At 70.2% G+C, this 19,043-nt stretch carries 24 protein-coding genes; 12 read left to right on the plus strand and 12 right to left on the minus strand.

Annotated elements, in window-relative coordinates:
- Positions 1 to 21 precede the first annotated feature (21 nt).
- The gene (gene lpdA, locus ABD289_RS07595; RefSeq protein ID WP_344128156.1) at positions 22 to 1,392 is read right to left on the minus strand and encodes a dihydrolipoyl dehydrogenase; all 1,371 of its coding nucleotides are present in this window, start codon (positions 1,390 to 1,392) and stop codon (positions 22 to 24) included.
- 272 nt (positions 1,393 to 1,664) lie between these two features.
- On the opposite strand from lpdA, the gene ABD289_RS07600 reads away from it, so the two are divergent.
- Positions 1,665 to 2,018 carry an oxidoreductase gene (locus ABD289_RS07600; RefSeq protein ID WP_344128158.1) on the plus strand — a complete coding sequence of 118 codons (354 nt, stop codon included), beginning with the start codon at positions 1,665 to 1,667 and terminating at the stop codon, positions 2,016 to 2,018.
- Between the two features lie 76 nt (positions 2,019 to 2,094).
- Here the strand turns inward: ABD289_RS07600 and ABD289_RS07605 are convergent, their stop codons facing one another.
- Positions 2,095 to 2,595: an OsmC family protein gene (locus ABD289_RS07605; RefSeq protein ID WP_344128160.1), complete on the minus strand. Its 501-nt coding sequence runs from the start codon at positions 2,593 to 2,595 to the stop codon at positions 2,095 to 2,097.
- Positions 2,596 to 2,804: 209 nt separating this feature from the next.
- Positions 2,805 to 4,298 carry a leucyl aminopeptidase gene (locus ABD289_RS07610; RefSeq protein WP_344128162.1) on the minus strand — a complete coding sequence of 498 codons (1,494 nt, stop codon included), beginning with the start codon at positions 4,296 to 4,298 and terminating at the stop codon, positions 2,805 to 2,807.
- 403 nt (positions 4,299 to 4,701) lie between these two features.
- On the opposite strand from ABD289_RS07610, the gene ABD289_RS07615 reads away from it, so the two are divergent.
- Together ABD289_RS07615 and ABD289_RS07620 are read left to right on the plus strand one after the other, a co-directional pair.
- The gene (locus ABD289_RS07615; protein ID WP_344128164.1) at positions 4,702 to 5,940 is read left to right on the plus strand and encodes an APC family permease; all 1,239 of its coding nucleotides are present in this window, start codon (positions 4,702 to 4,704) and stop codon (positions 5,938 to 5,940) included.
- Positions 5,941 to 5,949: 9 nt separating this feature from the next.
- A complete protein-coding gene (locus tag ABD289_RS07620) occupies positions 5,950 to 6,618 on the plus strand; it encodes a DUF402 domain-containing protein (protein ID WP_344128166.1) in 669 nt (222 codons plus the stop codon).
- A 10-nt stretch (positions 6,619 to 6,628) separates the two neighbouring features.
- On the opposite strand, the gene ABD289_RS07625 is transcribed toward ABD289_RS07620, so the two are convergent.
- Complete coding sequence (locus ABD289_RS07625; protein WP_344128168.1) at positions 6,629 to 6,931, minus strand: hypothetical protein; 303 nt, start codon at positions 6,929 to 6,931, stop codon at positions 6,629 to 6,631.
- A gap of 144 nt (positions 6,932 to 7,075) precedes the next feature.
- Here ABD289_RS07625 and ABD289_RS07630 point away from each other — a divergent pair, with 144 nt between their 5' ends.
- Positions 7,076 to 8,179 carry a branched-chain amino acid aminotransferase gene (locus tag ABD289_RS07630; RefSeq protein WP_344128170.1) on the plus strand — a complete coding sequence of 368 codons (1,104 nt, stop codon included), beginning with the start codon at positions 7,076 to 7,078 and terminating at the stop codon, positions 8,177 to 8,179.
- A 123-nt stretch (positions 8,180 to 8,302) separates the two neighbouring features.
- On the opposite strand, the gene ABD289_RS07635 is transcribed toward ABD289_RS07630, so the two are convergent.
- From ABD289_RS07635 to ABD289_RS07650, 4 genes are all read right to left on the minus strand, one after another.
- Complete coding sequence (locus ABD289_RS07635; RefSeq protein ID WP_344128172.1) at positions 8,303 to 9,037, minus strand: adenosylcobinamide-GDP ribazoletransferase; 735 nt, start codon at positions 9,035 to 9,037, stop codon at positions 8,303 to 8,305.
- Positions 9,037 to 10,122, minus strand: a complete 1,086-nt coding sequence (cobT, locus tag ABD289_RS07640) for a nicotinate-nucleotide--dimethylbenzimidazole phosphoribosyltransferase (protein ID WP_344128174.1) — start codon at positions 10,120 to 10,122, stop codon at positions 9,037 to 9,039. The genes ABD289_RS07635 and cobT overlap by 1 nt, the downstream gene beginning before the upstream one ends.
- Positions 10,123 to 10,157: 35 nt before the next feature.
- Positions 10,158 to 10,697: a bifunctional adenosylcobinamide kinase/adenosylcobinamide-phosphate guanylyltransferase gene (gene cobU, locus ABD289_RS07645; RefSeq protein ID WP_344128176.1), complete on the minus strand. Its 540-nt coding sequence runs from the start codon at positions 10,695 to 10,697 to the stop codon at positions 10,158 to 10,160.
- Between the two features lie 101 nt (positions 10,698 to 10,798).
- Positions 10,799 to 11,251, minus strand: a complete 453-nt coding sequence (locus ABD289_RS07650) for a hypothetical protein (RefSeq protein ID WP_344128178.1) — start codon at positions 11,249 to 11,251, stop codon at positions 10,799 to 10,801.
- A gap of 50 nt (positions 11,252 to 11,301) precedes the next feature.
- Between ABD289_RS07650 and ABD289_RS07655 the strand changes: the two genes are divergently transcribed.
- The 5 genes from ABD289_RS07655 to ABD289_RS07675 all read left to right on the plus strand — a co-directional run bounded on the left by ABD289_RS07655 (position 11,302) and on the right by ABD289_RS07675 (position 14,791).
- Positions 11,302 to 11,997 carry a response regulator transcription factor gene (locus tag ABD289_RS07655; RefSeq protein ID WP_344128181.1) on the plus strand — a complete coding sequence of 232 codons (696 nt, stop codon included), beginning with the start codon at positions 11,302 to 11,304 and terminating at the stop codon, positions 11,995 to 11,997.
- Entirely contained in the window at positions 11,997 to 13,289 is a 1,293-nt protein-coding gene (locus ABD289_RS07660) for a sensor histidine kinase (RefSeq protein WP_344128183.1), read from the plus strand. The genes ABD289_RS07655 and ABD289_RS07660 overlap by 1 nt, the downstream gene beginning before the upstream one ends.
- A gap of 116 nt (positions 13,290 to 13,405) precedes the next feature.
- A complete protein-coding gene (locus tag ABD289_RS07665; RefSeq protein WP_344128185.1) occupies positions 13,406 to 13,903 on the plus strand; it encodes a PepSY domain-containing protein in 498 nt (165 codons plus the stop codon).
- A gap of 257 nt (positions 13,904 to 14,160) precedes the next feature.
- Entirely contained in the window at positions 14,161 to 14,355 is a 195-nt protein-coding gene (locus ABD289_RS07670; protein ID WP_344128187.1) for a hypothetical protein, read from the plus strand.
- Positions 14,356 to 14,443: 88 nt separating this feature from the next.
- Positions 14,444 to 14,791 carry a hypothetical protein gene (locus ABD289_RS07675; RefSeq protein WP_344128189.1) on the plus strand — a complete coding sequence of 116 codons (348 nt, stop codon included), beginning with the start codon at positions 14,444 to 14,446 and terminating at the stop codon, positions 14,789 to 14,791.
- A gap of 275 nt (positions 14,792 to 15,066) precedes the next feature.
- Here ABD289_RS07675 and ABD289_RS07680 read toward each other — a convergent pair whose 3' ends face one another.
- Positions 15,067 to 15,666: a hypothetical protein gene (locus ABD289_RS07680; RefSeq protein WP_344128191.1), complete on the minus strand. Its 600-nt coding sequence runs from the start codon at positions 15,664 to 15,666 to the stop codon at positions 15,067 to 15,069.
- Positions 15,667 to 15,970: 304 nt separating this feature from the next.
- Between ABD289_RS07680 and ABD289_RS07685 the strand changes: the two genes are divergently transcribed.
- Together ABD289_RS07685 and ABD289_RS07690 are read left to right on the plus strand one after the other, a co-directional pair.
- A complete protein-coding gene (locus tag ABD289_RS07685) occupies positions 15,971 to 16,825 on the plus strand; it encodes a helix-turn-helix domain-containing protein (protein ID WP_344128194.1) in 855 nt (284 codons plus the stop codon).
- Between the two features lie 22 nt (positions 16,826 to 16,847).
- Entirely contained in the window at positions 16,848 to 17,069 is a 222-nt protein-coding gene (locus ABD289_RS07690) for a DUF397 domain-containing protein (RefSeq protein WP_344128196.1), read from the plus strand.
- A gap of 72 nt (positions 17,070 to 17,141) precedes the next feature.
- On the opposite strand, the gene ABD289_RS07695 is transcribed toward ABD289_RS07690, so the two are convergent.
- Positions 17,142 to 17,777 (minus strand): DUF3043 domain-containing protein, encoded by a 636-nt coding sequence (locus ABD289_RS07695; RefSeq protein WP_344128198.1) that lies wholly within the window; start codon positions 17,775 to 17,777, stop codon positions 17,142 to 17,144.
- Between the two features lie 213 nt (positions 17,778 to 17,990).
- On the opposite strand from ABD289_RS07695, the gene ABD289_RS07700 reads away from it, so the two are divergent.
- Positions 17,991 to 18,356, plus strand: coding sequence for a HesB/IscA family protein (locus tag ABD289_RS07700; protein ID WP_344128200.1), 366 nt, complete (start codon positions 17,991 to 17,993; stop codon positions 18,354 to 18,356).
- A gap of 60 nt (positions 18,357 to 18,416) precedes the next feature.
- On the opposite strand, the gene ABD289_RS07705 is transcribed toward ABD289_RS07700, so the two are convergent.
- Positions 18,417 to 18,719, minus strand: coding sequence for a helix-turn-helix transcriptional regulator (locus tag ABD289_RS07705; RefSeq protein WP_344128202.1), 303 nt, complete (start codon positions 18,717 to 18,719; stop codon positions 18,417 to 18,419).
- Positions 18,713 to 18,928 (minus strand): type II toxin-antitoxin system RelE/ParE family toxin, encoded by a 216-nt coding sequence (locus tag ABD289_RS07710; RefSeq protein ID WP_344129154.1) that lies wholly within the window; start codon positions 18,926 to 18,928, stop codon positions 18,713 to 18,715. Before ABD289_RS07710 ends, ABD289_RS07705 begins: the two co-directional genes overlap by 7 nt.
- Between the last annotated feature and the right edge of the window lie 115 nt (positions 18,929 to 19,043).

Here is a 19,043-nt window from a genome sequence, read left to right on the forward strand (position 1 = left end):
GTGCGGCTGACTGGGCGCCGTTCAGCCGTGGACGTGCAGCGGCTTGCCGGCCAAGGCGAGGTGAGCCTCGCCCAGAGCTTCGGTCTGGGTGGGGTGAGCGTGCACCAGCGGAGCGACGTCGTCCGGCAGAGCTTCCCAGTTGTAGATCAGCTGCGCTTCGCCGATGAGTTCGCCGACGCGGTCGCCGACCAGGTGCAGGCCCACGACGGGGCCGTCGGTGGCGCGGACCAGCTTGACCGCGCCGCTGGTCTTGAGGATTTGGCTCTTGCCGTTGCCCGCGAGGTCGTAGGTGAAGGTCTCCACCGAGCCGTACTGCTCCTTGGCGGCGGTTTCGGTCAGACCCACCGAGGCGACCTCGGGGTGCGAGTAGGTGACCCGCGGGATGCCGGCCTCGTCGATCGGCTGCGGGTTGAGCCCGGCGATGTCCTCGGCGATGAACACGCCCTGCTGGAAACCGCGGTGGGCCAGCTGCAGGCCCGGCACGATGTCGCCGACGGCGTAGACGCCGGGAACACCGGTGCGCAGGCGTTCGTCGGTGCGCACGAAGCCGCGCTCCATGGTGACGCCGACTTCTTCGAAGCCGAGGCCCGCGGTGTTCGGCCCGCGGCCGACGGCCACCAGCATCAGGTCCGCGTCGTAGGTCTCGCCGTTCTCCAGGCTCACCGAGACGCCGTTGTCGTTCTGCTCGACGCCGGTGAACTTCACGCCGGTCTTGAACTTGATGCCGCGCTTGCGGAAGGCGCGCTCGAGGCGCTTGGACAGGAACTCGTCCTCGTTGGGAACCAGGTTGGGCAGCGCTTCGACCACGGTGACCTCGGCACCGAAGGAGCGCCACACGCTGGCGAACTCGACACCGATCACGCCGCCGCCGAGCACCACGACCTTCTCCGGAACGTAGTCCAGGTTCAGGGCCTGCTCGCTGGCCATGACGCGGCCGCCGAGCTCGAGGCCGGGCAGCGACTTGGAGTACGAACCCGTGGCCAGCACCAGGTTCTTGCCGGTGTAGCGGGTGCCGTTCACCTCGACGGTCTTGGCGTCGACCAGGGTTCCCGCGCCCTCGACCAGGGTCACCCCGTGGTGCTTGGCCAGGCCGTGCAGACCCTTGTACAGGCCACTGACGATGCCGTCCTTGTACTTGTTGACCCCGTCGATGTCGATGCCCTCGAAGGCGGTGCGGACTCCGAACTGGTCGGCCTCCCGCGCGGAGTCTGCGACCTCGCCCGCGTGCAGCAGGGCCTTGGTCGGGATGCATCCTCGGTGCAGGCAGGTCCCACCGAGCTTGTCCTTCTCGATGAGGACGACGGACAGGCCGAGCTCGGCCGCGCGGAAAGCGCAGGCGTAGCCGCCCGAACCGCCGCCGAGGATGACCAGATCGGCGGACGTGTCGGTCACTTCGCACTCCTCGACAGGGCTTCATTGGCTTGCTTGCGGTGACTTGACCAGGTGGTCACGCGCACCACTGGCCATCTTGTCACCACCCGAGCCGCCGATGCGACGCGGGCGGGGTGATCTGTTCGTCACCCTCATCGAGAAGTGGTCGAAGGGTGGCACGATTATCAGCCGATTTTCGGATTCTCCGGGCGATGCGGGTGGCAAAATCGAAGGAGACGTTCGGACCGGTATTCGAATGCGAACCCGGTTCTTCGGCTTGGAGGGAGAGCGCGGTGGGACTTTTCGACCGGTTCCGCGGCCGCCGTCGTCCCGGCCGGGTGCGCGGTGCCTCCTCGGACGATTCCGCGCACCTGCGGGCCTGGGCCGAGCAGCGGCGCGGCGTCGAGGGCTTTCTGGAACCGCGCACGCTGGTCACCGAGACGACCTTGCTGCTGGTCGCGCACGACGGGGAATGGACCCGGCGACGGGTGGCGAGCCCGGAAGCGGCCGGTCGGCTCACCCGCGCGATGGGAATGCCGCTGTACGAGGTGCACAAGGTCGGATATCCGCAGCGGATGCGCGATTACCAGGCCAGGCAGCGAATTCTGCGCAGGCGGGCGCAACGCGCCGCGGACGAGCGGCCGTGAGGCGGAACGCCGCCGAGCGGCATTTCCGCGCGCACGGCCGCCGGTGATGACTGAATCGATCAGCTCGCGTCGCGGTTCAGTTCGCGATCCGCACGGTCGGGGTGAACCTGACCGGGAACGTCACCGATTTGGCGATGTAGCAGAGCTCGTGCGCCCGTTCGTGCAGCGCCTCGGCGACGTCGACGCTGGCGCGATCGCAGACGGTTACTTCCGGGAGCAGTTCCACGGCTTCGAACTGGCCGGAACCGTCCGCGTTCTCCGCGAGGATGCCGCGGGCGCGGTCGTGGTAGCCGGTGACCACCACGCCGGAGTCGGCCGCCAGGTGCAGGAACCACAGCATGTGGCACTGCGACAGCGATGCGACCAGCAGTTCTTCCGGGTTGTAGCGGTCGCCCTCGCCCAGGAAGACCGGGTCCGCGGAGGCGTCGATGGAGTCCTTGCCCGCGGCGCGGACCTCGTGGGTGCGCTCGTAGGAGTGGTAGGAGGTAGTGCCCTGTCCGGTGTTTCCGGTCCACACCACGTCGACCTGATAGCCGTGCCGGGTCTCGGTGACAGTGGCCGGTTCAGATTGGGTCATTAACCCATCGTGACATTTCGGACCCCGTGCACGGTTACCTTTTTGTGGCCTGACCCACATGAGTGATGCCCGATCGGCGGCGCCCACCCGGCGTGAGCGGCTGGACGAGCACCGGGCCGCGCACGCTTCGGGCTGGACCGATCTGCCCCGGGCGACGAGGCGGTTTCCACCGCCCGCGCCGCCCGGCAGGGCAGCTCCGGAGAGCGGCGTCAGCCCCGGTCGGCGATGTCGGCCAGGACCGCGGCGAGGGTGCGGACCGGGACACCGGTGCCTCCCTTGGGCGTGTAGCCCCACGGGGAGTTCGTGTTGTAGGCCGGGCCCGCGACGTCGATGTGCGCCCACTTGACGCCGTCGGCCACGAACTCCTTGAGGAAGTGGCCCGCCGCGAGCATCCCGCCCCAGCGGTGGTTGGTGACGTTGGCCAGGTCGGCGAGCTTGGAGTCCAGGTCGCCGCGCAGCTCCTCGGGCAGCGGCATCGGCCAGGCGCCCTCGCCGACGCCCTGCGAGAGCTTCGCGACCCGGTCGCGGAACTCGTCGTCGCCCATCACGCCGGGCGTGCGGTTGCCCAGCGCCACCACCTGCGCACCGGTCAGCGTCGAGGTCTCGACGAGGTAGTCGGGGCCGTCCTCGCAGGCGCGGGTGATCGCGTCGACGAGCACCAGGCGGCCCTCGGCGTCGGTGTTGAGCACCTCGACCGTCTTGCCGCCGTACATGCTCAGCACGTCGCCCGGGCGGTAGGCGCTGCCCGAGGGCATGTTCTCGGCCATCGGCACCGTCGCCGTGATCTCCAGCGGGTAGTTCAGCTTGGCGGCCAGCACCATGGTGGCCACCACGCCCGCGGCGCCGGACATGTCCGAGGTCATGTTTTCCATGCCCGCACCCGGCTTCAGCGAGATGCCGCCGGTGTCGAACGTGATGCCCTTGCCGATCAGCGCGACCTTCTTGGCGGCCTTCGGCCCCTTGTGCTTGATGCGTACCAGCCGCGGCGGCCGCGTCGAGCCCGCGCCGACGCCGAGGATGCCGCCGAAACCCTGCTTGCGCAGCGCGTTCTCGTCGAGGACCTCGACCTCCAGGCCAACGGCCTTGGCCAGCTCGGTGGCGCGCTCGGCGAACGAGGCCGGGAACAGGTCGTTCGGCGGGGTGTTGATCAGGTCGCGGGCGGTGTTGACCGCCTCGCCGATGGCGGTGGCGCCCTTGAGCGCGTGGGAGTTCGAGTCCGCCTTGGCGTCCTCGACGAGGAAGTCCACCGCGGCCACCGGTCCGTCACCGCCGTCGCTCGACTTGTAGGCCGTGTAGCCGTAGGCGCCCATCACGGTGCCCTGCACGGCGGCCGAGAGCTCACCAGCCGATAGCGTGCTCGCGGCGTGCTCGACGCCGGAGAGCGCACGCGCCGCGGCACCGGAGGCGCGGCGGACTGCCTCCGCGGTCACGCCTGCGTCCCCCGGCTTGCCCAGGCCCACCGCGACCAGCACCCCGGCCTTGAGCTTGCCGCTCGCGGGCAGCTTGACGACCTCGTCGGCCTTGCCGGTCGCGCCCAGCGAGGTCAGCACCTTGACCAGGTCGCCGTCGTGGGCCTCGGCGACCTGAGCGGCCCCGGGGGCGAGTTCCAGGCCATCGGCGCCCTGAACGGTGCCGATGACGAGCGCGTCGGCGCTGAGCTTGCTCACTGCGGTGTCGGTGAGCGCGAGTTTGGGGGTCGTCACGTGGTCATCCTCCGGATCGTGCTGGACAGGGAGATATTTCGGTTTGGGGTTCGCGTGGCGGTGCCGGTAGCGGAACCTCGGACGCCGCCGGGCTCCGGGATCCGCGACTCGAGCGGCCGCCTGCGCGGCGCTGCGGCTCTCCTCACCCGGCGACCTCCGAGAACCCGCCGCGGCGCCGGCTGAGTCTCACACCGCAGCGGCTACCGCCGCATGCTGCGAGGACCCACAAGCGAAGCTGAAGGCACTCTAGAACGCTCCGCCATCCGGAAACCCACAGGTTCGCTGACGGCGCAGCTCGCTCGAAGCCCGTCCGCGCCTCCGTCTTACGCTTGGTAGCGATCCCTCGCCACGGATCAGCCGGAGAGCGGCTGATCCACGGGCAATCCTCTGCAAGGGTGGTCGCGTGACCGAACAGGTTGAAACGGGTGTTCGATCGAGCGCGGTGGGCGGTGCCGTGCCGCTCGCGCTCAGCGGGATGCTCGGGATCGGGGTGCTGCTCGGACCCGCCCCGGCGGTCGCCGCGGCCGGGCCGTGGGCGCTGCTCGGCCTGCCGGTAGCGCTGGTGGCCGCGATCTGCGCGGCCGTCACGACCGCTCACCAGTCCGACTCCTACCGCGGGCGCGGTGCCGTCTACGCGTGCGTGCGGGAGCGGGTGGGGCTGCTCCCTTCCAGGGTGGGCGCCTCGGCCCACCTGGCCGGGCAGGTCGCCGCGATGGCCGCGATCGCCCGAGTGCTGGGTGATTTCTTCCTCCCCTCGGCCGCGCCGCAGGTGGCCGCGGCGGCGATCCTGCTGGTGGTGCTCTCGGCGACCACCGGCCTGCGCATCGAGGGCGGCGCCGCCTGGCTTTGGACCGCGCTGAGCCTGCTGGTGATCGGCCTGGTGGCGCTGACCTGCTTCGCGATCGCCCCGGTCGGCGGGCAGCCCGCGGGGGAGGCCGCCGGCAGCGCCGTGGGTCCGTTCGGTGCCGCGGGCGTGCTCTTCGTCGCCTTCCTCGGCATCGAACGGTTGACCGCACCGGACGGACGGCGTTTCACCGGACGGGCGATCCGGCGCGGCGCGGCGATCTCGCTGGGCGTGGTCACCGCGGCGCTCGTCGTGATGACCCTGGCGCTGGCCTACCAGCTCGGATGGGCTCGGCTCGCGCTCTCGCCGTCGCCGGTTCGCGAGGTGCTCACCGCGGCGGCAGCCACGAACATGCGTCCCCTGATCAGCGTGGGCGCGGCGGTCGCGCTGCTTCCGGTGCTGCTGGGGGCGCTGGAGTCCTTCCGCTCGACCGCGTCGAGCCTGGCCCGCGACAACGAGCTGCCCCGCGCGCTCGGCCGCGTCGGCTCCGGCGGAACGCCCTACCTGCTGGATCTGCTCGGCGGCGTGGCCGCGGTGGTGGTCGCGCTGGTGGTCTCGCCGGTGGCGGCGATGTCGTTCGCCGCGTGCGCGCTGCTGCTGCACTACGCTCTCGCCAGCGCGGGGGCGCGGCTGCTGCTCGCCGACGGGCCCGCGTGGTCGATGCGCGCGGCCTGCCTCGGGATGGGGCTGTCGGTCGTGCTGGCGATGAGCATGCCGGTCGATGCCATGCTGTGCACCGTTGCCGTCGTCGTCATCGGACCGTTGCTGGCGGGAGGTGTGTCCCGCCGCTGGAAGTGAGGCGGGACCATGCCAACCACCAACCTCGAGCCCAGGACCGAACTCGAGCGCAACCGGACGTTCTTTCCCGGCTCGGACGTGCTCTACAGCTTCTGGCGGCTGGACGGATCGCTGGGCACGGTGCACCCGGGCCGCGTCGTCGGCGACGACGGCGACCAGCTGCTGTGCTGGGTGCTGGCCGGCACGCCGATCCGCACCACGACCTCGCCGGACGGACGAGGACCGCGCGACATGCCGCTCGACGAGCGCTTCAGCGGTCCGCGGGTGCCCCGGCGTTCCACCTGGCGCGGGACGTCGACGCTGCGGCTGGTCTACGAGCACCACTGGTCGTCGGTGTGGTGGTTCTTCGACGCCGACGGCACGTTCCAGAACTGGTACGTCAACCTCGAGGTCCCGCTGGGGCGCGACGAGGCCGGCGTGCGGCGGGTCGACGGCGTGCTCGACGTCGAGGTGCTGCCGGACGGCACCTGGTCGTGGAAGGACGAGCACGAGCTGCCCGCGGCCGTGGCGGCGGGGCGTTTCGAGCGTCAGCACGCCGAGGAGCTGCGCGCCGAGGGCGAGCGGATGATCAAGCTGGCCGAGGACGGCCGGTTCCCGTTCGACGGCACCTACTGCGACTCGGCACCGGACCCGCGGTGGGCGTTGCCGGAACTGCCCGAATCCGTGCTGCGGTTCTGAGCCAGCGGGTTCAGGAGATCGACAGGAACAGCAGCAGGGTGATGACCGCGACCAGCACGGCGATGCCGCCCACCTGGCCGCCCCGCAGGTCGGCCGGGAACCAGCGCTGCTGGTTCTTGCCGTACCACCAGTAGGCCCAGCCCGCGACGCCCGCCGCGGCGAGAACGGCGCCGAAGGCTCCGACCCAGACGTAGCCGAGCACCAGCAGCAGGCCGCCGCCCAGCGGCATCAGCGCGGCCAGTGACGCGGCCAGCACGTCCTGGTTGGTGGTGGTCGGGGTGGGTGGGGCGGAAGAGCGGGACGCCTCGTTCATGGACACATCATAGGCCTCCCGCGCGCCCCGGATCACCCGAATCCGGTCCGGACATTTCCAGTTCTCGCCGTCGCCCGGATACTTGGACGACCAATCGAAGTGATCCGGTTTCCACTGCTCCAGCGGGCGCGATAACGTACGTCCATGACTGAAGCGCTGTCTTTCACCCGGAGCCCCAACCCGCAACCGGCTACTGCGGACCGCCGGGCGGAGGTACTGGAGAATCCGGGATTCGGACGGTTCTTCACCGACCACATGGTGACCATCAAGTGGCAGGAGGGGCGTGGCTGGTACGACGCCAAGCTCGAGCCCTACCACTCGTTCGAGCTCGACCCGGCCACTTCGGTGCTGCACTACGCGCAGGCGATCTTCGAGGGACTCAAGGCCTACCACCAGCCCGACGGATCGATCGGCGCCTTCCGGCCGGAGGCGAACGCGCGCCGGTTGCAGGACTCCGCGCGGCGCATCGCGATGGCCGAGCTGCCCGAGGAGCTGTTCATCGAGTCGCTGCGCGAACTCGTCGCCGCGGACCGGGACTGGGTGCCGACCGAGGGCGAGAGCTCCCTGTACCTGCGGCCGTTCATGGTCTCGACCGACATCGGCCTCGGTGTGAACAGCCCGTCCAAGAGCTACCTGTACTCGCTGATCGCCTCGCCCGCCGGTTCCTACTTCTCCGGTGGCATCAAGCCGGTGACCGTGTGGCTCAGCCACGAGTACGTGCGGGCCGCGCCCGGCGGAACCGGTGCGGCCAAGTTCGCGGGCAACTACGCCGCGTCGTTCCTCGCCCAGGCCGAGGCCGTGGAGCAGGGCTGCGACCAGGTGGTGTGGCTGGACGCCTGCGACCGGCACACGGTCGAGGAGATGGGCGGGATGAACCTGTTCTTCGTGTTCGGGTCCGGCGAGAACGCCCGCCTGGTGACCCCGGCGCTGAGCGGCAGCCTGCTGCCCGGCGTCACCCGGTCCTCGCTGCTGGAGCTCGGCAAGGAGCTGGGCATGCAGGTCGAGGAGCGCAAGATCACCGCCGAGGAGTGGGAGAAGGCCGCCGCCACCGGTGAGCTCACCGAGGTCTTCGCCTGCGGTACCGCCGCGGTCATCACCCCGGTCGGCAAGGTCAAGCACCGCGAAGGCGAGTTCACCGTCTCCGACGGTCAGCCGGGCGAGGTCACCATGAAGTTGCGAGACCGTCTCACGGGCATCCAGAAGGGCATCTCGGAGGACACCCACAACTGGATGACCAACCTGGCCTGACGCACGGCGAACCCGAAGGCGGCCCACCCACCAGGTGGGCCGCCTTTTCATGCGCGCGACAGTTTTGCCTAAAACTGTCCGGACATTTCGGGCGCCGCAGCCTGACGGTTTTAGGCAAAACTGTCAGCTGAGCCCGAGGGCCGCCGCGATGAGGACGAGGGTGGTACCGATTTCCGAGGCGGCGCCGAGGACGTCGCCGTTGATGCCGCCGAAGCGGTGCGTCACGTGCCGGGTGAACAGGTTCAGCAGGGCAGCCGCGAGCAGCACGCCGAGGAAGGCCTGCGGGCCGGCCAGCGAGAAGGCCGCCAGCATCAGGACCAGCCACCAGGCGGCCACCAGCCAGCTCGGCTGAGTGCCCGCCACCAGCGCGCCCAGGCCTTCGGGCCGGGCGGCGGGGACTCCGGCGCGGCAGCACAACACGAAACCTGCGCGCCCGACCGCGCAGGCCAGCACCAGCACCCACGGCTGCTGCACCAGCGCACCGATGCTCACCGCCTGCGCACCCACGGCGATGATCAGCGCCACCACCGCGAACGGCCCGGTGCCGCCATCGCGCATCACCTGCAGCGCCCGCTCCGGGCCGCCGTAGCAGCCGAGCCCGTCGACGGTGTCGGCCAGGCCGTCGACGTGCATCCCGCGAGTCAGCAGCGCCAGCAGCGCCACCACCAGCAGGCCCGCCAGCAGCGGGGGAGCGCCGGTGAACGACAGCCCCCACAGCAGCAGCGCGCCCGCCGCCCCCAGCAGCGCGCCGACCAGCGGCGCGAGCGCGATCGCCTGCTTGCTCGAGCGGTCGTTGACCTCGCCCGCGGGAACCGGCAGCACGCTCAGCCAGGACACGGCCAGCCGCAGCCCGTCCATCACGACTTCGGGCCGGTCGCCTCGGCCTCCGAGGGACCGCCGACACCGGCCTCGGCGAAGGTGGCCATCTCCGCGAGCACCTTGATCGCCGAGGTCACCACCGGCAGCGCCGTCAGCGCACCGGAGGCCTCGCCGAGACGAAGCTCGAGGTCCAGCACCGGTTCGAGGTCCAGGTGCCGCAACACCAGCTGACCGCCCGGCTCGGCCGAGCGGTGCGCGGCCAGCCACCACTGCCGCGCTCCGGGCGCGAGCTCCTCGGCCACCAGCGCCGCCGCTCCGATCACCACGCCGTCCAGCAGCACCGGCGTGCGCCGCACCGCGGCCTGGGCGAGGAACCCGGCCAGCGCCGCGATGTCCGCCCCGGTCGAGGTTCGCAGCAGTTCCACCGGGTCGTGCTGCACCTTGCGCGCCCGGCGCAACGCGTCGCGGATCGCGGCGGTCTTGCGCATCCAGGCCTGGTCGTCGATCCCGGTACCCCGCCCGACCACGGCGACCGGCTCGGTACCGGTCAGCAGTGAGATCAGCACCGCCGCCGGAGTGGTGTTGCCGATGCCCATGTCACCCGCGACGAGCAGATCGGCGCCCGAGTCCACCTCCTCGTCGGCGATGGCGCGCCCGGCCCGGATGGCGGCGCGCACCTGCTCGTCGGTCAGCGCGTCCTCGCGGTCGATCGCCCCGGAACCGTTGTTGACCTTGTGGGCGCTGACCACCGGTGCCGTGTCGGCCGACACGGCCATGTCGACCACCCGCACGGTCGCCCCGGACTGGCGGGCCAGCACGTTCACCGCGGCACCGCCCGACAGGAAGTTGCCGACCATCTGCGCGGTGACCTCCGGCGGATACGCCGAGACGCCTTCCTGCGCGACGCCGTGATCACCGGCGAAGACGATCACCCGGGGCCGCGCGAACGGCCGCGGCGGGCACGCGCCCTGCCGCGCGGCGACCCACACGCCGAGCTCCTCCAGCCGCCCGAGCGAGCCCGCGGGCTTGGTCAGCTGCGCCTGCCGCGCCACGGCTTCGCGCCCAGCCTGCTCATCGGGTCCCGGAACGGCCGGGAACTCGAGGTCGTTGTGTTCGGTCGACAAGGGAAAACCTCCGTGTTCGTGCAGCGCAGCCCGGCTCATCGCAGGCGGAGCGGGCAACCGGCCACCAGCAGCAGAACCTCGTCGCACACGTCCGCCAACCGGGCGTTGAGCGAGCCGAGCTCGTCGCGGAACAGCCTTCCAGACCGGGTGGCGGGCACGACGCCGAGGCCGACCTCCGCCGACACCAGCACCAACCGCGCCGCGCACCCGGCGGCGGCCTCGACCAGCTCGGAGCACTCCCGCGCGACGATCTCCATCGCGGCCGGATCGCGCTCCCACGCCCCGGCGTCGTCGAGCACGCCCGTCAACCAGGTTGCCAGGTCGTCGACCAGCAGCTGCGCCCCTTCCGGCGCCTCGGCCAGCACTCGCCGCAGCGCCTCGGCGTCGGGAGCCTCCACGGTCCGCCAGGCGGCGGGACGGCGAGCCACGTGCTGGGCGATCCGCGCGTCCCACTCGGCGTCCCCGTCCACCCGCCGCGCGGTGGCCACGTAGATCACCTCGGCGGAGTCGGGAACCAACCCCTCGGCGTGCGCCGACTTCCCGGACCGAGCCCCACCCAGCACCAGCGTTCGCACAAGACCTCCCGATCGATCCGACCCGTGACCGTACCGGCACGGGTGTCCTGCGCGGGCCTCGTTGTGATCCGAGTCGGTCCCGGGCCGATCGGCCGCCGTGCTCAGCCGTCCACTTCGACGGTGGTGCGGGGCCGGCCGCCGCTGCACTCGACGGAGATGTCCACGTCGGTGTCGGCGGACGTGAAGGTCATCTCGGCCTCGTCGTCCGGACCGTCGTTGATGTCGTCCGCTCGGAAGCCCTGAGCGGGGCTCCAGGACACCAGCATCGTGCGTCCGCTGGCGTCGCATCCGGTCACCGCGGTGCCTCCCGGGGTCCGCTCGACGTGGCGCGCCAGCGGCTCAGCGCCTGGCGAGGCCTCCGGAGCGGTCTCGGTCCGGGCGGGTGCCGGACGGGACAGCTCCGCGGCCACATCGCTCGGCTTGGTGATCGGAGGCCCCGGGTCGAGGATGCCGCGTCCCAGCGCCGACACCGCGACGAGGCCCAGCGCGACCGCGATGCCCGAGGCGGCCAGCCAACCGAGCACTGCCAGGGCGGTGCGCGTGGAACGGGCCATGGCCTCCACTATGTCAACCTTCCCGGCCCGCGCGGGCTACGGTGCGGTGCGTGGCGCACGTGTTGTTGATCGAAGATGATGTGAGCATCCGCGCATCGTTGAGCGAGGCGCTGCAGGAGCTCGGGCACGCCGTCACGCCCGCGGCGACGGGCATGGACGGCCTCAACCGCGTGGTGAGCCTGCGCCCGGACGTGCTGGTGCTCGATATCGGCCTGCCGGACTTGGACGGGCGGGAAGTGCTGCGGATGGTTCGCGCGGTCAGCCGGGTGCCGATCGTGGTCGCCACCGCCCTGGGCGCGGAGAACGAGATCGTCCAGGTGCTCGACGCCGGTGCCGACGACTACGTCGTCAAACCGTTCGGCGCGGGGCAGCTGGACGCGCGCATCCGCGCGGTGCTGCGCCGCGGCGGTGCGCACGCGGCGCCCGAGGCCGTGGTCGTGGGCGGCTTGCGCCTCGAGCCCGCTTCGCGGACGGCGGTGCTCGACGGCGAGGAGCTGGACCTGAACCGGCGCGAGTTCGACGTGCTGCACTACCTGGCCAGCCGTCCTGGGCAGGTGGTGAGCAAGCAGGAGCTGCTCGCCGAGGTGTGGCAACTGCCCTACGGCGGTGCGGACAAGACCGTGGACGTGCACCTCTCGTGGTTGCGCCGCAAGCTCGGCGAAACCGCGAAGGACCCGCGCTACCTGCACACCGTGCGCGGCGTCGGCGTTCGACTGGACGGCCCAGGGGCGCGGGGGAGCGCTTGATGCGCCGTCGAATCGCTCTGCTGGTGGTGGCGACGACCGCGCTCGTGGCCGTCGCCTTCCTCGTCCCGCTGGCCGTGCTCGCGCGCGCGGTGGCGTTCGACCGCGCGGTCAACGAGGCGACCGTGCAGGCGCAGGCCCTCACCTCGGTGGTGGCCACCGCGGACGAGCACGCGCTGGAGCTCAGCGTGCAGCAGGCCAACGCGAGCGGGCGGTTCCCGATCACCGTCTTCCGCTCCGACGGCACGCAGATCGGTGCGGATGCCGAGCGGACGCCGACCGTCAGGCTGGCCGAACGGGGACGCAGTCTCACCGTGGACACCGAGCGCGGTGTGGAGGTCGCGGTCTCGGTGGGCGACGCGGCCGGTGACCAGGCCGTGATCCGCACCTCCGTCAGCGAGCAGGAGCTGATGCGCGGGGTGCACCGCGCGTGGTTGCTGCTGGCGGCACTGGGCGTGGTGCTGATGGGGCTGAGCGCGCTCGTCGCCGACCGGATGGCGCGCGGTCTGGTGCGCTCGACGCGCGAACTCGCCGGGGTGTCCCACCGGCTGGCGGCTGGGGAACTCGACGCCAGGGCACGGGCGGAGGAGCCGCCTGAGATGCGCGATGTCGGCACGGCGCTGAACCGCCTGGCCGGTCGAATCCGCGAGTTGCTGGCCGAGGAGCGGGAGCGCGCCGCCGACCTGTCGCACCGGCTGCGCACACCGCTGATGTCGCTGCGACTGGATGCCGAGGCGTTGTCCGATCCGGCCGAGTCGGAGCGCATCACCGGGCACGTGCACGTCCTGCAGCGCACGGTCACCGGGATCATCGACGAAGCGCAGCGGCGCAGCGGCGCCTCCACCGGCGAGGTGGCCGAGCACTGCGACGCGGCGGCGGTCGTGGCGGAGCGGGTCGAGTTCTGGTCGGTCCTCGCCGAGGACACCGAGCGGGAGGTGCGGATCGACCTGGCCGAGGGCCCGTTGCCGGTCGCGGTCGCGGAGGCCGATCTGGCCGCGTGCGTGGACGCCCTGCTCGGCAACGTCTTCGGCCACACCGAGGACGGGGCCGGGTTCGCCGTGTCGTTGTCCCGCGACGACGAGACGGCGGTCGTGGTCGTCGACGACGAGGGCGCGGGTTTTCCCGCGGAGGACGCGGGCCCGCTGCAACGCGGTGCCAGCGGCAGCGGATCCAGCGGTCTCGGGCTGGACATCGTGCGCCGCGTCGCCGTTGACTCGGGTGGCGCGGTGCGGCTGGAACGATCACCGGCCGGTGGGGCTCGCGTGGTCGTCGAGCTCGGGGTCGCGGATCTGTGAGCTGCGATGACGATTCTTATCGTGCTTTTAGCATTCGACTAGCGCCCGATTAGCCGTGCCGCTGCCAACGTCGGCGACGGCGATGCGACATCGTCGAACCGACGGAAAGGCACGACATGACGGGGAACGAGAAGCCATTCGGTGCGATCGCGGTCGCGGGCGGCCTGCTGATCCTCGGAAGCACGGCGGTCGCCTGCACCGCCGAGGATGGCCAGACCGGAAGCGGCGCCGCGAGCACCCGCCCGGTGTCGGTCGAGCAGTCCGATGCGCCGACGAAGGGCACCGATGATGACCGGCCCCAGACCGGTCCCGGCGACCACTACACCGGCCCCGCACCGGACGAGATCTACACGGGCCCGGAACCGCGCTGGGCTCACGCGGGAAATCCGTGGCCGGAGCACTGCTCGACCGCGGACCCCTCGGTGGACGCCGAACGGGCCAAGCGAATCGCGCTGCAGGAGGTCCCGGGCGCGAGCGTGACCCAGGTCGACCTGGACCGCTGCTACGGCATGGACTGGGAACTCGAACTCCGCGAGGACAGCACCGAGTACGAGATCGAGATCGACGCGGACAACGGCGAGATCGTCTCGGTCGAGGAGGACGTGGACGACTGACGCCGCCGCGCACCGGCCCGCGTCCCCGCGAGCCCGATGTGAAGGCGCCCGTCCGGATGATCCGGGCGGGCGCGTCCTGTTTCCACGGGTCCCGCGATGTTGAGCGCGATCTTCGCCGCCATCCTGAACATGAGCGCGGGACTCGCAACGCTCGACGTGATGAATAGCTCGGTGTCGCAGGGGCTACCGGGCTGTCGGACACGCGGCTGATGCGGTTGGGGACTGGGCAAGTGATCTGTTCTGGGGCGAGGTAGACGATGCGTGAGACCGACCTGCCTCCGAAGCCGGATGCACGGACCGGTGAGCCTCGTCCGCCGCACGCACCGCTGGAACCCGAGTGGCAGAGGCCCGAAGAAAAGCGCAAGAACGGTGCGATCAAGGTCCCGAAGCCACCGGAGGGCGAGGGGCCGATGCTGGAGTGGTTCTGCGCGACGACCGGTCGCGGGGTCTAACTTCGTCGCGATCCTGCTGGCCATCTTCGTCGTTTTTCTCACGGTCCGCGACGGTGGATTCGGTTGGACTGCGCACTGGTTCCTGTGGGTGATCATGGCCCCGTTCCTGCTGTTCGTCTGGCTGTACAACCGCGGCACGAGGCTTTCCGCCGGAGCTGACTGGCCTTGCCTCGGCAAGAAGTCCTTCATCAAGACGTACGAGCTGACCGAGGTCAACGCGACCACGGGAGGTGCGGTTCGATATCTCGAGCTGGAAGACGCGCGCGGGAACAAGCTCTCGGTCCAGCTCGGTGATCTCCAGCTGAACCGCGAGCTGTGGGATCTCGTCTACAACGGAATCCTGCACTCGGTCTACGTCCGTCGTGCGGAGACCAATCAGATGGCGCGGGACTTCCTGCGGCTCAACCTGCAACCGCAGTACTGGCAGAAGCGATAGCCGGGACCACGCGGTCGCTCGGCGTTGTGGCCGCAACGGTGGTGCCTCCGATGGCGGCGGCCGGTCAGGGACGGGGCTAGGGGAACTGGTGCACGGCTTCCCTTCCCACCAACGGTCGTAGAGTTCCACGTCTCGTCCGCGGCAATTTGGAGCCCGATCCGACGAGCAGCACCGGCGATCGCCCTGACAGCGCCGCCAAAGGCCGCCCGTAACGGCCCCGGCAGTGGCCGAAGGCCGTCCATGACTGAGAGCAGCATGTTCCGGATTGGGATTCGTCACTCGTGTTGCTCAGGCTCCGGCAATGGGTCGACGTCTTCGCCCGCTCCGGTCGCGAGTGGAGTGACCTCGACCGGGAACGGGATGGGTGGACCGGAGATCGCGGGCCGGGTGTCCCGCTCGTTCGGCAGCTGATCGCACTCCTCGCACAGGTGCCATCCCGCTGGACTGGTGGTGGGCCAGCCGAGGTTGCCGCATCGGGCCATGACGACGGGTTCGCCGTCGAGTTCGGTGCTGGGCGGGTTGGTGTCGGGCAGGTGGATCACGCGTTCTCGCCAGGAGGCGACGTAGCGGACGGGGAAGGTCGCGCCGTTGGCGAGCTCAACGCGGGGAGGGGGATCGAGCTCGGCGCGGGTGATCGGCGTCGTGTCGCCGGCCATGATCGCGGTCAGGAAGCACGCCGTGCACGGCGTGCCGGTGAACCTTCCGACGATCTCGGCATCGCGCTCGGCCAGCCGGATTCCGCAGGCCGATTCCCAGAGCGGTGAGCCTTCCTCGCCGACGCGGTAGGCGTGGACCTCCGGCGGTCCGTCCGCAGAGGGGCGCCCGGTCGTCGCTCCTGCGCGTCGTGCTCGTGCCAGGATTACCTGCGTGTTCATGCCAATGACCTCCGGGGCTCAGGCGTGGAGGCCGTCGGCCGGGCGCGGGGCGCCCGAAGATCACGCTGCCCGGCCGACGGCATGGCTCGTCCGACTGTTGGAGGGGTGTGCCGGACGAGTCCCCGCACGGTGCCGTTCCGCGCGGGGGAGGATTGGTGCGGTGTTGACGTCGCAAACAGAAGGTCGCATGCGACATGTCGCAAACACAACTTCTCGTAAATGAGATGATCACATCGGGTGATCAACACCCTGTGTGGCGTGTCAGACTCTTGCGAGTTCGTGATCACCGCTGGAAAGGCAGCCCGTGACGAAGCAACCCGGACCGAATGTTCGTCGGCGTCAGCTCGGCGCGACGCTGAGCGAACTCCGCAGGCAATCCGGAAAGACGATCAAGGATGCTGCGGGTTGGCTCGGGATGACCGAATCCAACGTCAGCAAGATCGAGAAGGCGCGCCAGACCGTCAAGCCGCCCACATTGCGGGCGCTGGGGCAGCTGTACGACCTCGACGCTGCGAAGGTCGATTACCTCCTGCGACTTGCCAACGAGGCGAATCAGCGCGGCTGGTGGACGGCGTACCGGGACACGGTTCCCGACTGGTTCCGGCAGTTCGTCGGCCTGGAGGCCGATGCTGAGGTCATTTGGGAGTACCAGGCGGAGCTCGTTCCGGGGTTGTTGCAGACTCCCGCGTACGTCCGAGCGATCGCGCGGGCCGCGCGACCCGCTGCTGCTGACGAGGATCTTGATAAGTCAGTTGCGCTGAGGCGGGAGAGGCAGGAGCGGATCGATGGGGAGCATCCGCCGAAACTGCGCTTCTTTCTGAACGAGGCTGTGATCCGTCGGCCGGTGGGAAGGCCCGAGGAGTGGCGTCACCAGCTGGAGTGTCTGGTGGAGGCTTCCCGGCTCCCGCACGTCGAGTTGCGCGTTCTTCCCTTCGCTGCCGGGCAGCACGCGGCCATGCTGGGGTCGTTCGTGATGATGCGATTCCCGGACGAGGAGAGTCCCGCGTTCGTCTACGTCGAGCACGACCGCGGTGCCATCTACCAGGAGGACCCTGGAGACATCGAGCGCTATACGGTCAACGTGGCCGATCTTGAACAGCGTTCGGCGGGTCCGGAGGGAACGCGCGCGATGCTGCTCGAGGCGGTCCGAGCCTGCTGAAGCGAGAGTGAGGGGACACGCGATGCCGAAGCCGAGTCGTACCTATGGGGAGTGGCGCAAAGCCACGCGGTCCGGGGGCAACAATGGCAACTGCGTCGAGGTCGGGTTCACCGCGGACGGGAGCTTGGCCGGGGTGCGGGACACGAAGGAGGCCGGGCGCGCGGACCGGGGAGTGCTGGAGGTTCGCCGGGAGGCGTGGTCGCGGTTCTTGGGAGCCGTTCGGCGTGGTGAGCTCGGCGGTTGAGCCTCGGGTCGGCGCCCTGCTGAGCGAGAGGTCCCCGCGAGCTGGTCTCGCGGGGACCTCTCGGCGGGAGTCTCAGCCGAGCTTGGCGATGTCCTTGGGGCTGTAGCGCGGGCGCGGGACGCGGAGCTTGCGGATCTGCATGGCTCGGGTGAACGCGTACCAGCCCAGGGCCATCGGGCGGTCCTTGTGGTCGGGGTACTTCGCCCGGACGTGCCGGTTCACGTAGCGCCCCAGGATCAGGCCCTCGACGATCATCAGCACCAGCAGCACCATGCAGAACAGGGTCGCGTACTGCTGGATCACGATGTTCTGCGCCAGGGTGCTGACGAACACGATCAGCACCAGCGGCATGAACAGGCCCATCAGGTTGCGGCGGGTGTCGACCAGGTCGCGCACCAGGGCGCGCACCGGGCCCTTGTCGCGCGGCATCAGGTAGCGGTCGTCGCCCTGCATCATGCGCTCGCGGCGTTCGGCCGTGGCCTTGCGGCGCTCCTCCTTGTTGCCCCGGGAGCGCTTGATGGCCTCGCGCTGGGTCATCGGTGGCGGCGGGACCGGTCCGCGGCGCTTGCCCTCGGCCTCCCGCCGCTTGGGAGTGGGTCGCCCCTTCTTCGGGGTGTGACTCTGCTCCTGCTCCGCCGCGGACTGCGCAGTCTGGTCGTCGGCGTCGTCCGTGGCGTTCTGCTCAGTGTTGCGGCGAAGGAACCTCACCCCTCCAGGCTATTCGACGCCGCTGCGGCAGTTGCAGGAGACCGCCCAGAACGGATATCGCCGGACAGCTCACACCAGTTCCGGGGCTGTCTGTGCCACCATGTACGGAGGAGACATCAATGCGTCCCCGGGTTCGCCCCGTGGGAATAGCCCGCGTCCGGGTGTGGTTGCACCTCACGCCGGATTCGGATGAGCGAGACCGAGGGAGTGTCCATGACCGCCCCGAACACCACGACCGAGACCGAGGCGCCCGCCCACGGTGTCGAGTTGACCGACTCTGCCGCCGAGAAGGCCAAGGCCCTGCTCGAGCAGGAGGGTCGCGATGACATGCACCTGCGCATCGCCGTCCAGCCCGGTGGTTGCGCGGGCCTGCGCTACCAGCTTTTCTTCGACGAGCGCTCCCTCGATGGTGACGCGCGACGCGACTTCGGCGGCCTCGGTGTGGTCGTCGACCGGATGAGCGCCCCGTACGTGCAGGGCGCCGTCATCGACTTCGTCGATTCGATCGAGAAGCAGGGCTTCACCATCGACAACCCCAACGCGGGCGGCTCCTGCGCCTGCGGCGACTCGTTCCACTGACAGTCGCTCTCTGATTCGGCAAGAGGCCGGTGCCCACCTGGGCACCGGCCTCTTCGCCGTTCAGGCGCCCGCGGCGGATTTGCCGGAGGCGAACTCCACGACGAGCTCCACTCCCAGCGCGTGCGCCAACCGCTCCAGCACGGGAATGGTGGGCACGGTGCCACTGGCTTCGAGGCGGGCCACGGCCGGTTGGCTCATTCCGGCTGCTTCGGCGAGTTGCGCCTGCGTCCATTCGCGTTCTTCGCGGAGCTCGCGCGTGGAGCGGCCCAGTTCAAAGGCGATTCGGGCGGCTTCGTAAGCCTCAGAGGCCCCCGGTTCGTTCATCCGACGGCTGCGAAGCGACTCCCAGTCCGACGTCACCACGGCCTGACCCCCTCGTCATCATCGTGTTCATCCACCGTGTGGCCTTCGGCGAGGCATCGTTGGAGGGCACGCCATGCCCGCTCTACTTCTCTGCACTCTCGTGCCCTGGTTTTGCGGGAGGCGGTCAGCAGCACGATCCGCCGTCCGGAGGCGATCCAGTAGGTGATCCGCGCTGCGTCGCCGTCAAGGTGGAACCTGAGCTCCCGCAGCTTGCCCCGAAGTTGCTTCGTGTGCGGCTCACCGAGTAACTGTCGCGAAGTGAGCTACAGCGAGGCCCACCAGCCACTCACGAACTTCCCGGTTCCAGCTCTACGGTGCCCCAGT

The organism is Saccharopolyspora halophila (genome assembly GCF_039531955.1).
Lineage (GTDB): Bacteria > Actinomycetota > Actinomycetes > Mycobacteriales > Pseudonocardiaceae > Saccharopolyspora > Saccharopolyspora halophila.